The following is a 15046-nucleotide window of genomic DNA, read 5'->3' on the forward strand; positions in this document are numbered from 1 at the left end:
ATAACCTATAAAAAATCCCATAGCGAACGTATGCCTACCACCTTACTGTAGCTCAGTCCCGATCCCTTTTTCTCTCGCCTTTTTCACGAAGTATACCGCTGTTGCGATATCAAAAACCGCCATCCCCATCGGACAAAAGAAAATCGGCTCATCTGCTCTGAGTTCATTCAGGCAATGGCGCGAGACAACATCGGTAATCATTCGGGTATCGGCACGAGTTAACCCATGTTTCAGATGGAGCTGCTGTATGTCAGTATTCTCGCGGCACACCTCATCCCAGTCGTCGACGATTATGGCCTTCACCGAAGCTAATGCCTCAGGCTTATAATCACGCAGTGAAATATTCAGTAGAAGACTACCTTCCGCCGGAAGCATATCGATATATCTATGATTGGATACGGTACAGGTGATAAAGATATTGGACTTTCGATAAACGTCCGCCCACGTCTCCTCCACTTCTATCCTATCCTTATATATAGATGAGATGTCTGACAAATCTACTTCCCTTATATCAAAGATGCGAATACGTTCAACTCGATCTCCGTACAATGCCATAACCATTTGAAAATGATATCGCCCGATTGGTCCCCAGCCGATAATGCCAAGATGAATCCGTTCAAGTGAACGAGCCTGCAAAAAGTGACCAATCATCAGTCCACTGATGGAAGCTGTCCTTACGATGCTGGGGAGCGGAGAGCTTAGGACGGATATAGGCTCGCCCGTAATGGGATCATTCAAGACAATGATGCTATGCGCGCGGGGAAGACCAACCTGGATATTATCCGGGAAGCTGGAAATCCATTTGATCCCTGCTGCGTTCACGTTCCCCCCTACGTATGCGGGCATTGCAATAATACGATTTTGAGGATTTTTATACCTTAGGTAAGGTTTTACGGGCTGCGCGTAATCTCCAGAATCAAGTATGCGCACCGTAGTTTCTATCGATTCCACGAGAGAAGGCCAATCAAGCCCCACCTCCCGGATGTCCCGATCGTTTAAATACAGCATTCCACAACCTCCTTTTGCCGTTCGTTAAGCAAGAACATCTCCACCGTCAGGCGAGAATTCCTGCCCAAATTCATTCTGAATCCATGGGTCAGAGTATACTGTATCGAGGTAACGCTCCCCTTTGTCATGCAGAATCACCGCACAGACAGATCCTGGAGCCATTTCTTGCTCCATACGCCTAACAGCGGCAAGGTTAGCCCCCGAGGATGCACCGGCCAGAATCGATTCATTCTGGGCGAGTGCTCGGCATCCTTTTACGATATCCAAGTCTGAGACATGCACAATACGGTCGATTAAATCCGTTCTGCAGAAAGGGGGTACGATGCCAGCACCCAGTCCCGGGAACCGCCGTTTCTCTTTGTTGCCACCAAAAATACTACTTCCCTCCGCATCGACGGCAACAATCTTAGTCTTCAGACCCTGATCCCTTACATATTCCGCGAGGCCACGAATCGTGCCGCATGTACTTACGCTGCAAAACAAATAATCCACTTCGCCAAGCTCAGTCACGATTTCTTTCATGGTCGTATGGTAGTGGGACAAATAGTTATTTGCGTTTGCATATTGATTCGGCCAGTAGCTGCCCGGTATTTCCTCCAAGAGTCGCTGCACTTGATTCAGTCTAGCAGGCAGATATTCACCGGTCTCGGGATCGGGTTCGCTAACAAAGTCAATTTTTGCAGTTAATGCTTTCAGAATCTGCAGATTTGTTGTGGTAGTTCTTGGATCAACCACACTAATAAATCGCAGCCCTAAATATTGGCAAATCATCGCCAAGCTAATCGCCATATTTCCCGAACTCGACTCAATAATAGTAGTTCCCGGCCCGATTTTCCCTTCCTTCCATGCCTCATGGATCATCCGCAGAGCTGGACGGTCTTTCGCACTTCCTCCCGGATTTAGCAGTTCCATTTTTGCGTAGACTTCGAACTCACTGTTCTGGAACAGATTATTCAGCTTGATTAATGGTGTTTTTCCGATAGTCGACAAGATACCGCCTTGGATATTTATGTCCACCTTAGCTTTGTCCTTCTGATAATATAACTTCTTGTTCTTGACCTGCCCGCTGGCCAGCGGCTCCCCTTTAGCTACTATAATGATCTCAATATCATCAAGCAGATGGTTGCGAATCATCATCCCGATTTCCGGAATACACTCCCTGATTTCCTCTTTGATTACCGGAATAATAGAGGGCTTCACAGATTTACTCTTGATATAAATAGAGAGCGCATTGTTTTTTACCTTGACCCGAATGATCGCATCTTCAATATGACGGTATACGACCTGCTCGATATCGTACAGGCTGATCTTCTCACCGTGCTTCAGTTCTTGACCCACTCTTTTTACAATAGACTCAAAGCTTTGTTGTTCAACCCCGTCTATCATCACAGGCCTAAAATCCCTTACAACGTCATAAGTAACAAAACGAAGAGCTGGCAGCATCTTGCGGACAGTTGAGGTAAGCACCAGAATACTTTCATTGTTCCGAAGTGGCCTTACTTCTTCGTCTAACTCATGAACCCCGATTCCTTCCGCAAAAATTCCGTCGGCAAAAATGTACCTGCCATGATCATGGGAGTAATAAGCGATCGTACCGATTTCAATGGAGCCGTAAGTATCGATGATGTCTCTAGGATCAATACCGAACAAGCCAGCCATATTCCGCTGCCACTCGGGTGGAGCAATTTCCCCTACCAAAATAATCTTGCGAATTCCGAATTCACGCGGGTTTCCGGCAGCATATACGATATGGTCAAGGATGGACGGCATCGTATAGAGCAAGTCAGGTTTAAAAGCTTTAAGCTGTTCAATATGCTGTTCGATTGGCAGTTCAAAGGGGATTGAACTTTTTTCCAATCCTAACCGTTCAAAAATGGTCAGCGCAGTATTTGCTGCATGTCCAGTGCCCATATCCGCCAACGCTCTGTTACATCCGCTTCCCGCAATAAGCTCGCCGAATAGCTTCGTTTTAATATCCACATAGTATTTGTCATCTTCCTCAGAGTAGAGGATTGCTTTTCTACGGCCTGAGCTTGTACCAGACGTCCTATAAACAGTCCAAGAAGGATCGATGGGTTGGTTATAATAGAAGGTTTCAAGTGTTTTCGAAGACATAAGAGGTAAGTTCTGCAAGTTATAATTCGTTTTCTCCCCATCGACCAGCCCCTTGTACCAAGGGTATTCGTCCATTACTTCTTGCACCTTATTCTGCAATTTACCGAGCAGCATCATAGCCGCCTCCCGTTGACCGCATGCTGCAGCCCAAGTTTAATAAATGCCTCCAATATTCATATGTAGAATTCTTTGCATGTGTTCTATTATTCTGTGGTTGCCCAAGCAAAAACTGCGTATTCCCGTAATATAGCCTATAGATATATAGAACGGAGGAACAAAATGAAGGAGCCAATACGGCGGATATCCAATAAGCTGACGAAAACAAGGGTACTGCTTAGAAAACAAGAGCTAAGGAAGTATATCCCGGTAACGAAAAAAATGAATAAAAACGTACTCTATGAGATGTTGCAAAAACATAGAATGGTGTACATTAAGCCCTGCTGTGGATCTTTGGGACAGGGTGTAATCCGGATTGAAAGATCACAAGATCATTCCGCCAAAAAACGACCAGCCTACAGCTATCAATCCGGTACGCATAAACATACATTTTCTGATTACGAGATGGCTTATCGGGCAATCTTTAGCGAGACCCAAGGAAAATCCTATTTGGTGCAAAAGGGGATTTGGCTTTTGGTTTATGAAGGAAGGCCATTTGATATCCGGGTAATGGTGCAAAGAAATCTTAAGGGTGGGTGGGAAGCTACAGGCATTGCGGGTCGCGTTGCTCATCCTCGCAAAGTGGTTACGAATGGGAGCCAAGGGGGAACGATTTATCCGGTAGAGGCATTATTAGAATCCTACACAAACGTAGAGAATAGTAGCGCCTTGATCCGGTCCATGCAACAAATTGGAGTGAACTCCGCCAGACAGCTAAGCACAGCCTATCCCGGCCTGCAGGAAATCGGTGTGGATATTGCCTTGGATCGACGCCTTAAACCATGGATCTTGGAAGTAAATACGGCCCCCGATCCGTGCCCGTTTACCAAACTGAATGACACCAGCATGATTGAGCGAATCGTCAAATATGCGAAAGCCTATGGCCGCACATACAATCTTAAATGCATGAAGTCCAAACAGGGTATGGTCTGAACGAATTAGATTGGTGATAATACAAACAGCCCTGATATATAGAAGTCTCTACCAGGGCTGTTTGTGTTGTTTTAGAATTCGGAGTCGCTCACCTTAACAAGCATCTTCCCTAGGTTCGCACCTTGGAACAATTGCAGGAATGCTTCCACCACATTGTCGAATCCTTCAACAACTGTTTCTTCATATTTTAATTTACCTTCTGTTAGCCATTTTCCAAGCTCTTGAAGGCCTTCTGACTGGCGGGCTGCGTAATCACTAAGAACGAATCCTTTGATAAGGGAGCGGGTTTTGATCAATCTGCTCTGAATACGGGGACCCATATCTCCATCTGTACTGTTATAGGAAGAAATAGCGCCACATAGTGGAATACGTGCATAATCATTAAGCAAGCTCATCACAGCATCTGAAATCGCCCCACCCACGTTGTCAAAATAAACATCAACACCATTTGGACATGCTTCTTCCAAAGCCTGGCCTAAATTTTCCGTTGTTTTATAATTAATGGCTGCATCAAAGCCAAGTTCATTTTTCAAATAGTCGCATTTATCATCGCTACCTGCGATCCCAACGACACGAGCGCCTTTGATTTTGGCAATCTGTCCAACAAACATCCCCACTGAACCCGCTGCCCCAGACACTACGACAGTCTCTCCTTCTTTCGGCTGACCGATATCAAGTAAACCGAAATATGCAGTGAGCCCTGTTAAACCTAGAACACTTAAGTAAGCCGATACAGGTGCAATCGAATCATCAATTTTGGTTACTGCTTTAGCATCTACAGTATTATATAACTGCCAGCCCAGCATACCGATGACTTTATCTCCAGCTTTGAATAGCTCCGATTTGGAGTCTACGATCTCTCCCACAAGTCCTCCAGCGATGACTTCATTAAGCTGATACGGAGGAACATACGATTTAGCATCATTCATTCTTCCGCGCATATAAGGATCCACTGACAAATACAACGTACGTACAACAACTTGTCCTTCTTTTGCTTCAACTACAGGAATATCTTTGAACTCGAAATTTTGCTGGGTTGGCATGCCTACAGGACGTGAAATTAACAGGACCTGTTTATTTTTCAACTGATTCATAGATCACTACTCCATTAATATTTATTTTTGCTGCTACCTATAACTATTAACCAAACCCTGTACATGATTATCAAATAGTTATAAAACTATCAAACTATCAAGAAAAAATTATAGGTTTCCGGACATATTATAAACTGTCCAAGAAACCCGGTAATAATTCGCTAAACGTATCCTCTCGAAGCTGGCTAATCTTATTCTGCCCCATACGTGTGACACTTACTAAATCAGCTTCATACAAAATCTTCAGATGGTAAGACACATTGGATTTGTCCATTCCCATAGATTCACCAATGGACCCACATGTATTGTTCTCCTTATGGAGATGAAGATAACGAATCATTTCAATTCGTTTCACTTCTGCTAATGCTTTAAAAATCTTCACTCGCTTTTCATCATCTTTTAAGGAATATTGTTCGATAGTCATAAAACTATTGTATTCTTCTGATTGCGCAAAGTCAATTTACAATCCCATTTCTTAATCGGTTTCATTTTTGTATAATATACCAATCGGTATTAGCGCGGCTCTATTTATTAGGAAGGAGGAGTGGTAGAAATGGACATTACCAAATATGAAAATCTTGTTCCCCGTGTTTTTTTGTTCGTTGATCGCCGATCCTTCCCGGATTGGGAGATTACGAGGAGTGAAATTGATTTCCATGATCTTACCTTCATCGTAGAAGGGAAGTCTGACTATTTTATTAATGGAGAGAAATTCACGGTTGAAGCCGGAGATATGCTCTATGCCCCTTCTGGCAGCATTCGGGAAGCTCAGACCTTTAAGGAAGCACCCATGCGTTCCTTTGCCTTCAATTTTTTCTGGGAGGGTGAGGACAATCATGTGCAGCTCCCTTTTGAGACTGTAACTAGGAATTGGAGAACTAAAGAGATTCTAGAGGATATTAAAGAATTCTCACATGTCTGGATGGGCAAACAACCTTTCTACAAAATGAAAGCCCGGGCCATCTTTCAACTGATAGTGTACCGCTTATTAAGTATCGCCCACCATCAAGAAACACCTCTGATAGATCTAAGAATCCAAAAAGTGATGACCTATATCATGGATCATTATTCGGAGGAAGTCACGATCAAGGAGCTGGCAGATTTGGTTGCCCTAAATCCCGTATATCTTGGTAAGCTATTTAAGCAGAACACTGGCTCCACCTATAAAGAATTTATAAACAAGGTGCGGGTGAACAATGCTGAGATGATTCTATCGGCAGGTGGTTTTAATGTGTCCGAAGTGGCAGCGCACTGTGGTTATCAAGATGTCGCCTACTTCAGCAACGTTTTCAAAAATATAAAGGGTTATCCTCCGTCATCTGCCCTGAAATAACGGAGGATTCGAAGCAACAACCCTGTTGTTCGCCCTTTTAATTCAACCTAACTAAGAATGGACGCAGTCCCGCTAGTATAAAAGTTCTCCTCCGGCCCTAAATAGGAATAAGGAAGCTGGGCAGCGGACAATACAAGCTTTTGCAGAACCAGACCCGCATCCAATCCGTAAAAGCGGAGGGTATGAAGACCCTTTGTTAAAGCATGGCTGGTGGTCACAGCATGAATATTGTCCATAACCGCGCGGCACCATGGTTCATTATCATGATTGCCGCCTTCAAAGTTCGTTGGTAAAGCATCCTTAATCACGGGTGCCTGATCATCGAAACCTATCGCATATTTCAACCCGCTAGTTTGTGACAGATTGTTTGTCGGCGCAATATACGCGGTTAAGCTATAATCGGTGTCCTGCTGCACTAGAATCCGATATTCCAGATAAGGTGCATCCTCCGGTTGTTCAAAAGATACAGCATCCGGAAACATTTTAACCGAGGATAAAGAACGTCCATAGCTGTCAATGGTCTTCCATACCACCCCTGATTTCGAAACACGAGTTATGGTATGCTCCGCTTCAATGGACACGATATTATGGGCCTCGATAAATGTCATCGGTGGCACATCCGGAATGTCTATCCAATCCACGGCTACCTTCACCTTAACTATATTTCCGGCACCGGAGATCGTAATTTCGCCCGTCGATGTTTCTTTGACCTTCTCCCAATCTACGGAAACCTGAAGCGTCTCCCCTGTCTCAATCCAGCCGCGTATTTTCTCAAGCTTGATCCAATCCACGCTGCTCCGCACCTGATATTCAAAACCCGCTTCTCCACCGTTACTGATTGTGATGCGATAGTTTTCTTTTTGAAGATTTGTAATTACCGGAAGATTAGCTGTGCCGGAAACATACGCTTGTTCCGTTCCTTCCACATCGACAATCATTAAAGAACCTCTGGCGGGAGTCAGGGTGTTTACATCCGGATATTTCCACCCTTCTGCATTCCAATGTATATACCCTACATGAGGGGAACTCATCATTCCCTGCCATTTCCCATCCGAAATTCCGCTATTATAAACCAGCTCCAGATGCTTATCCCTTTCGATGGTTTCGCAGGTCAGAGCAGCGTAAGTATTTGCCAACATACTATTTCGTTTAGCGTATAGATGGTTCAGTCCTGCATAAATTTGCATTTTGACCACATTGGCCGAGGCAACAGCAGGGAAATATACGAGCTGGAAGTAAGCATCCTTTAGTTGTTCCGGGATTAGCTCATCGTATTTGTTGGCAGCCCTCTCGATCATCACCGCTTGCTCCAGAACTCTGTGCGCCTCATTGTAATGGATAGGACTGAAGGTGGACGGATAAATAATTTCAGGCTTGCGCCGACCGTTCATCCGGGTATAATCACCTAACAATTGTGCGATTCCCAGACATGTCTCTTGTTCCAGCGCATATCCGAATTGCTGCTCTACCCAACGGTTGGTGTATTCCACAATCCGATTGATTGCACCTGTCCCCCAAGCCTCAAAATCGTAGGCCAAATCCAAAAAGTAGGAAATGGGCAATTCCATAGGCTTCAAATCTCCGACGTTCACAATCCATACATCACGGATGCCATAGTCGAATGCCATACACATTTGCTCCCAGACTTTTTCAAGCGGGGTCGTATTTAACCATTCATAGGAATGCGGACCACCATGATAGTCAAAATGATAATATATCCCCCATCCTGCGCTGCGGTTACGTTCGTTTTTCGTCGGGATTTTGCGGAGATTGCCAAAGTTATCGTCAGCAAGCAGGATCGTAACGTCATTCAGAACATCCCAGTCCTTCAACCCTTCCACCCCGGCAGTGCCATACCAGTACTGCTCAACTTCCTTATAAACGGCCAAAATTTGCGGTGCATGTTCAAGATTGTATTTCTTCAATAGTTCTTTTTGCGTAAGTATAATATCCTTCAGCAGATCAATATTCTCCTGGTCGGAGCCCTCCAGCGCAGAGTCACTTTCCCCCCGCATGCCTAGGGTAATCAAGTTATCAAAGGCCTGATTGCGCTTGATTCCGTCTTCCCAGAAATCTGTAATCGCCTGTTTATTACGGGCGAAATCCCATAGGTTACTTGTTCCGTATTGGCTGTATACCTTCTGCCATTCACTGCCTGCCCGGAATAAGGGTTCATGATGGGAGGTCCCCATAATAATTCCGTATTCTTGTGCATGCTTGGCGTTGGCAATCGGGCTGCTTTTACCATTCAGGCTGAATTCGGCGCTCCACATCGCCGGCCATAAATAATTCCCCTTCAAGCGAAGAATGAGTTCAAATACCTTGTCATAGAAATCTTCATTAAAGTCACCAAAGCTTTGAGTTACCCAAGAACCTAAAGACGGCCAGTCGTCATTCAAAAAAATACCTCTATATTTAACCGAAGGCTCCTTGGAGATCACATGAAGCTGGTTATCAGGAATGGACAATGCCGGCTTCTTCTCCGGCACAATATCCGCCCAGTACACCCAAGGACTAACTCCAATCTTTTCGGAGATCGAATACAACCCGTAAATCGTCCCCCGTTTATCACTTCCTACAATGACGAGCGCCTTGTCCACTTCCGCTGTGGGTTGTTCAACCACCTGAATTTTATAACATTCTCTTTTACCTTGGATGGCCGATACATCAACGGTTCCCTCCGCGATTAAATCATCGATAAAATCATTACTCCCTATCGACCCAGCGATTATGACTGTTCCATCCAATTCGTTCAATTGTGTATATATCTCAGGCTCTACCTCTGTTACCTGTTTAACATCTGCTGCAAAAGACTGTGCCACCCGGCGTAATCCCTCATAATCTTTCCCCATGGGGTCTACGTAAATCTTGGCAGCACTTCCCTGCTTCACAAGGTGCAATTCCTTCGTAGGCATGATAATTCTCCCCTTAAGCATCCTATTTTCGTATGACTAGGCACATTATATAAGTAAGCGATTTCAACATCCATGTGTAAACTAGCAACTTTTTGTAATTATTAAACGAAACTTTGTTTATCGGTTGAACAATCTGGATATTTGGTGTTACTGTTAACAGGTATTCCTTCAAATAAAAATATGTTTTTTGCAAGCGCATCCATAACAAGAAAAGCTTATACAAAAAGCGAGGATGATCAATATGAAAAACAATAACGGGATCATTACAGAAGGCAAGATTGAAGGTCCAAAGGCACCCAAGGATCCGGCTGAACGCAGGAACGGTTTTTTTGTGCTCTACGAAACCGCGATTGAGGCGACAGCCCGGGCCGAAGGTCCACCTTCACAGGAAGTTTATCTGGAAGGTAACTATCTAATCGACAAGGCCAGATATATTGGCGGCGTCACTGATGAGACAATACTGGAGCTGCTAGGAAACTGCGTTGGATTTCGCAAATTGGTTCATAGTATTGGAGTGTCTGTGAGAAGGGATCCTGAGCAGAACGAACCCATCTCTTTTCTATTGCAGAACTGGGGCAAAACCAGCAAATACGAAACAGGCAGCAGCATACGTGTGCCCTGTCCCTCCGACGGTTCTGAGATTCTCTTGAAGTTGGAGGATTTGGAATGGTCTGAAGAGGATGCAGTGCTCGGCAAATTCGCCTTTGAATTTAAACATGAAGGCGAACTGGCCATTGCGAGTATAATTTTTTATTTGCATGACGGTTATTCTGTACCAGAGCTAGTCATTGAACCGCCTGTAGCGTTTGATTCTAACGAATACCGGGAGATCATTACCCAATCCTTGCTTCATCCGGGCAATAATAAAAGATTAAAAACTGCCATCCATAAGGCTATAAAAGGTGAGGATGTCACGATTGCTTATATTGGGGGTTCCATTACTCAGGGAGCAGGCGCTAAACCGATCCATACAGAATGTTATGCCTACCAATCGTATCTGAGATTTAAGGAATTATTCGGTACGAATGGTGGCGGGAACATCCATTTTGTGAAGGCTGGGGTAGGTGGAACACCATCCGAGCTTGGGGTCATCCGTTATGAAAGGGATATTCTCCGGGAAGGTTCTGTAACACCGGATATCGTGGTGGTGGAATTTGCGGTAAACGACGAAGGGGATGAAACGAAAGGCAACTGTTTTGAAAGCTTATGCCTAAAAATACTTTCCGCCGATAATAGACCGGCAGTAGTTCTCCTGTTCAGCGTGTTTATGAATGACTGGAACCTGCAGGAACGGCTCTCCCCCATTGGCCGAGCTTATAATCTTCCTATGGTTAGTGTAAAGGATGCGGTATCCGGGCAGTTCCGCCTAAGCAAAAATGAGGGGAACATCCTCTCGAAACGGCAATTTTTCTATGATATCTATCATCCTACTAATGAGGGTCACCGGGTGATGGCTGATTGTCTGGCTTATTTATTCTCCGAAACCCACAAAACGCTAATGGACGAAGATGATCTCCTATTGGATCAGCATCCGGTCATCGGGAATGATTTTGCGGGAACCCTCCTGCTGGACCGCAAAAGCCATATTGACGCAGGCAGGATTGAGGTAGGCGGATTTTCGGGGATCGATACCGATTTGCAGCGGGTAGAAATGGATGCCAATTCTTTCGGAACTCCGGAATTCCCTCAAAATTGGATGCATTCAGCGTCGTCTGGGGAACACAGCTTCAAGCTGACGATAACAAGCAAAAATCTCATCCTCGTATACAAGGATTCTGGCAGCAGCGAATTCGGCAAGGCGAACATTTACGTCGATGGTTGTCTTGTAGTCACCGCTGATCCACATGAGAATAACTGGACACATTGCAATCCGGTAATTCTTTATCAAAATGAGGCTAGCGGGGAGCATCAGATAGAAATCAGAATGGTGCCGGAAGATCAGGACAAGTCTTTTACTATACTGGGCTTCGGCTATAATGCTTAATTAGTTGACCCTAGTGGCATATAACCTAAAAAGAAACCCATGGTCTTTAAATGACCTGGGTTTCTCAATATTTTGAGGAATCTTTTTCTATTTGGTAGGCAGCTTTTTATCTAAAATGGCCTTCACATCTTTAACAAGCTGTACGGACGCTTCAATCTCCAACTTACTTGTTGAAACACTTTCAATACTGCAACCAATAGGAATTCCCTTCTCCAGCCCGAAATCTAGTAATTCTTCAAAGATTTTTTGCGATAGCTGGATTGATTTATCCAAAATATCATTCGAGTATTTCAACTCGTTTTCTAACCATCCCGGGATACTGATCCCTAACCACTTCATAAATTGTAATGTTTTCGCTGTGCCGCATGGTGCAAGATTAAATAAAATAGGAACCATCTCAAAACCGTTATTTGTATAGTAATAATATAAATCAGACAATAAATTCTTAGATGCCTCTACATTATAAGTTGCCTGAGTGATAAAAAAGTTGCACCCATTGTTGGTCTTTTCGACAACCCGTATATGCTCATCATTCTTTTTTATATGTCTTTCCGGAATGACAACTCCACCAAAAGTTAAATTACTATTTAACTGTTTACTTAGCTCATAAGCATCTGGTAAATTCAATTTCACCTCTTGTTTACTTGACGAAGCGCCCACATACACTGAAAATCTATCTTCATTGTCGTCAGTTTTAACCCAATCCTCGAACTGGGCTCTTGTATCATTACCGACGCACCGGTAAATTATCTTTGGGACCTCCACCTGTCTTAGATATTTATCACCATAGACAGCCGGATCAATCGTTGGTAAATAGGGATAAGGTCTTTCATGATCCACTCTATCTACTTCTTCCTGAACGTCGTACAGAATTAACGCATCTAAATCAAGATTTTTAAGTCTTTCAACCTGTTTCTGGGCGATTTCCGAGACCTTTTCTGGTGCGTGGCTTGCCTTCGGTGGTGTCATCCCATATGTTATAATACCCGGTTTTTTGCTCAATATTTTTTGTTTAAATGTATTCTCTGCCGCTCCCACATTACAAAACCCCTCTACTCGTCGCTTTTAAGATAAGGTTACCATGGCGGGCTTAATATGTGTAACTTCTATTTACTATATCTAGTTATATTTTAAAGCTATGATTCCTTAATGATACTTATGGAGTAGTACATGTTGACAACCATTTGATGTGACTATAATATTAGAAGTCCTGCCAACCTTAAAGTTGGCGATAAGGGGACCGAAAGGTTCATTCTTATTTAAAAAGGGTGAGTATTATGAATAAAGAAGAATTAATGGAAAGCGCACGTAACACAAAGAAAGCTGCTTATGCCCCTTATTCTAAATTTCCAGTTGGAGCAGCCTTATTGCTTAAAGATGGAAATGTTATTAATGGAGTAAACGTAGAAAATGTATCTTTTGGCGCTACTAATTGTGCAGAGAGAACAGCAATCTTCACGGCTATTACAAAGGGCTATACTAAAGGTGATTTTCAGGCTATAGCTGTAGCAGGTGACACAATGGATTTTCTGCCGCCATGTAGTATCTGCAGACAAGTATTATCGGAATTCTGTTTGCCCGACATGCCTGTCTATTTAACCAATGAGAAAAAAGAAATCTTAGAGCTGAGTTTAAGGGATTTATTGCCTTACGCATTCAAAAATTTAGAGATGTAAAAATAATTCCTCTCGTAGTGGAATAACAAAAACACGCGTACCTTTGTTAGACAAGTACGCGTGTTTTTTGTGTTAAAAAGCTTAGCTAGACACGAGTTCACAGACCAGACACACCGCGTAAATACGTTGTTACTTACCAAATCGCAATTCCAACCTTTACCACTATTATCGATCTCTATATTCGTTACTGTTCTTGCAGGGTAGAATAAATTCCACTGGACAGATTCGTTAGTTGTCGTTGGGTTTATGTAGCTTGGGCGAATTCGCCTCAAATAATTCTAGATTCTGTAAAAATATTCATTGATCCACCCTTACTAAAAAACTATAAATACTAAGATATATAACAGAATGACTGAGGGGCATGGAAAGATTTAAACTCAAGCTTAGGGTCTATTGACTTTTCATATCTTACTGGCTCAGTTATTTTTATTGCATATCCTTCTTGTCTATTTGCAAAGTATTCTTTAAAGAATAAATCACTGACGCCGCCATACTCTTTTGTTTTACTCCAAATTATCTCAGGACTATCAAATAGGATCGTATCAATTTTAAACTCTCCTACTATTCGCCCCTCAGGCATTGTTGAATATACGACAATGGTATCAACATTCTTTTTAAAAATGACTTTGCGATATTCGTATTTTTTTTCTCCACTAAATATTTTTTCTACATATTCAGGTTTAATCGATAACAAGACTTTCATAAACATCACCTAATGTTAGTATTTTTTCAAATTCCTGATCCGAAAGAGATATACAACCCCAATAATCTTTCTCATTTAACCCAACTTCTTCAACCAATTTTTTTCTAGTTAACCTTTTTCTAAAGGCAATATTATATGTCATTTTGATTATGTAGACGCGCCCTTTTTTATACCAGTATTCTAACAATTCAGAATCATTAAATACGGAGTAACTTTTACAATATTTCATATACAATTCTAGACTTGAAAACTCACGAGGGCTTCTAACTTCTTCAATTACGCAAATAGAAGTTGCAACAGATGTATACCAAGCAGATGTATTTTCTGTTTTGGTTCTGTAAATTACCAACAAATCCCCCTTTTTAACAGAAGCTAATCCAGGCATCGAGGAGAGATACACTTTATGTATGCTATTTGTATGGGAAACGTCCGATATGATATCAAAGCTCTCATTTTTCAAAATAGAATCCGGAAACAACTTAGTATGATATTTCGGTTTTATCGCCAACAAATGTTTAGCTTTATTTCTTGATATGAGCAGTGGATAATCTTGTAGGGTATTATTAACTGTGTTTTTCAAATTTTTTGTTAATACTAATTCTTCACCTGCAGAAGATATTTTTTTCCCACTCACTTTAAATCCATATTTTTTAAAAGTTTCTACTAATTTTTGATGCTTTTCAAAAACAGTAACATAAATATTTAAGATGTCCTTAACAATGGCATAATCGAGAATTTTTTTTATAAACCGCTCTCCGAGTCTTGTGCCATGAGGATTAACTTTCATAGTTCCGACCTTTAACCAGAGTCCGCCATCGAGTATGGGCTGAACATCATTAATTGGACCTATTTCAGTCTTCATATATAGGAAGGCTTCCAGCGTATCTGATTCATTATAAAATACTTGGGCTATTTCATCCCCCTTTTTCTTAAACCATTGTTCAAATTCAGGATAATCCTCCTTTAGCGTTTCAAAGAAAGGATCGTTTAGGTTAATCTGATAAAATTTTTTAGGTTCAATAATTCCATTCATAACAACGCCTCCATGCATGGTAATATAGTCCAATAATACCAGATGATACATGCCGATTGTTGTCTTTTTTTTGTTGTCATAGACTAATGTCCCAAA

12 protein-coding genes are annotated in these 15046 nt (G+C 42.5%); 4 read left to right on the forward strand and 8 right to left on the reverse strand.

The window, feature by feature from the left end; all coding sequences use genetic code 11:
• Nucleotides 1–42: 42 nt before the first annotated feature.
• Nucleotides 43–1008, reverse strand: coding sequence for a 2,3-diaminopropionate biosynthesis protein SbnB (locus tag MKY63_RS30260; protein ID WP_076140961.1), 966 nt, complete (start codon nucleotides 1006–1008; stop codon nucleotides 43–45).
• Nucleotides 1009–1032: 24 nt separating this feature from the next.
• Nucleotides 1033–3240 carry a 2,3-diaminopropionate biosynthesis protein SbnA gene (gene sbnA, locus MKY63_RS30265; protein ID WP_339192921.1) on the reverse strand — a complete coding sequence of 736 codons (2208 nt, stop codon included), beginning with the start codon at nucleotides 3238–3240 and terminating at the stop codon, nucleotides 1033–1035.
• A 162-nt stretch (nucleotides 3241–3402) separates the two neighbouring features.
• Between sbnA and MKY63_RS30270 the strand changes: the two genes are divergently transcribed.
• On the forward strand, nucleotides 3403–4212 hold the full coding sequence (locus tag MKY63_RS30270; protein WP_076274985.1) for a YheC/YheD family protein: 810 nt from the start codon (nucleotides 3403–3405) through the stop codon (nucleotides 4210–4212).
• 71 nt (nucleotides 4213–4283) lie between these two features.
• Here MKY63_RS30270 and MKY63_RS30275 read toward each other — a convergent pair whose 3' ends face one another.
• Entirely contained in the window at nucleotides 4284–5306 is a 1023-nt protein-coding gene (locus tag MKY63_RS30275) for an NADP-dependent oxidoreductase (RefSeq protein WP_076274986.1), read from the reverse strand.
• A 127-nt stretch (nucleotides 5307–5433) separates the two neighbouring features.
• Nucleotides 5434–5730 carry a metalloregulator ArsR/SmtB family transcription factor gene (locus MKY63_RS30280; protein WP_038569940.1) on the reverse strand — a complete coding sequence of 99 codons (297 nt, stop codon included), beginning with the start codon at nucleotides 5728–5730 and terminating at the stop codon, nucleotides 5434–5436.
• 129 nt (nucleotides 5731–5859) lie between these two features.
• Here MKY63_RS30280 and MKY63_RS30285 point away from each other — a divergent pair, with 129 nt between their 5' ends.
• Nucleotides 5860–6639: a helix-turn-helix domain-containing protein gene (locus MKY63_RS30285; RefSeq protein ID WP_076316568.1), complete on the forward strand. Its 780-nt coding sequence runs from the start codon at nucleotides 5860–5862 to the stop codon at nucleotides 6637–6639.
• Nucleotides 6640–6686: 47 nt separating this feature from the next.
• Here MKY63_RS30285 and MKY63_RS30290 read toward each other — a convergent pair whose 3' ends face one another.
• Nucleotides 6687–9554: a glycosyl hydrolase 115 family protein gene (locus MKY63_RS30290; RefSeq protein WP_076316567.1), complete on the reverse strand. Its 2868-nt coding sequence runs from the start codon at nucleotides 9552–9554 to the stop codon at nucleotides 6687–6689.
• Nucleotides 9555–9795: 241 nt separating this feature from the next.
• Between MKY63_RS30290 and MKY63_RS30295 the strand changes: the two genes are divergently transcribed.
• Nucleotides 9796–11538 (forward strand): SGNH/GDSL hydrolase family protein, encoded by a 1743-nt coding sequence (locus tag MKY63_RS30295; RefSeq protein WP_076316566.1) that lies wholly within the window; start codon nucleotides 9796–9798, stop codon nucleotides 11536–11538.
• 87 nt (nucleotides 11539–11625) lie between these two features.
• Here the strand turns inward: MKY63_RS30295 and MKY63_RS30300 are convergent, their stop codons facing one another.
• Nucleotides 11626–12576 (reverse strand): methylenetetrahydrofolate reductase, encoded by a 951-nt coding sequence (locus tag MKY63_RS30300; protein ID WP_256715468.1) that lies wholly within the window; start codon nucleotides 12574–12576, stop codon nucleotides 11626–11628.
• Between the two features lie 239 nt (nucleotides 12577–12815).
• On the opposite strand from MKY63_RS30300, the gene MKY63_RS30305 reads away from it, so the two are divergent.
• Entirely contained in the window at nucleotides 12816–13214 is a 399-nt protein-coding gene (locus tag MKY63_RS30305) for a cytidine deaminase (RefSeq protein ID WP_038569934.1), read from the forward strand.
• Nucleotides 13215–13545: 331 nt separating this feature from the next.
• Here the strand turns inward: MKY63_RS30305 and MKY63_RS30310 are convergent, their stop codons facing one another.
• Together MKY63_RS30310 and MKY63_RS30315 are read right to left on the reverse strand one after the other, a co-directional pair.
• Nucleotides 13546–13917: an ASCH domain-containing protein gene (locus MKY63_RS30310; RefSeq protein WP_076100816.1), complete on the reverse strand. Its 372-nt coding sequence runs from the start codon at nucleotides 13915–13917 to the stop codon at nucleotides 13546–13548.
• Nucleotides 13895–14950: an N-acetyltransferase gene (locus tag MKY63_RS30315; protein ID WP_339810923.1), complete on the reverse strand. Its 1056-nt coding sequence runs from the start codon at nucleotides 14948–14950 to the stop codon at nucleotides 13895–13897. The genes MKY63_RS30310 and MKY63_RS30315 overlap by 23 nt, the downstream gene beginning before the upstream one ends.
• Nucleotides 14951–15046: the final 96 nt, after the last annotated feature.

This window comes from Paenibacillus sp. FSL R7-0189 (assembly GCF_037969925.1).
GTDB classification, from domain to species: domain Bacteria; phylum Bacillota; class Bacilli; order Paenibacillales; family Paenibacillaceae; genus Paenibacillus_AQ; species Paenibacillus_AQ odorifer.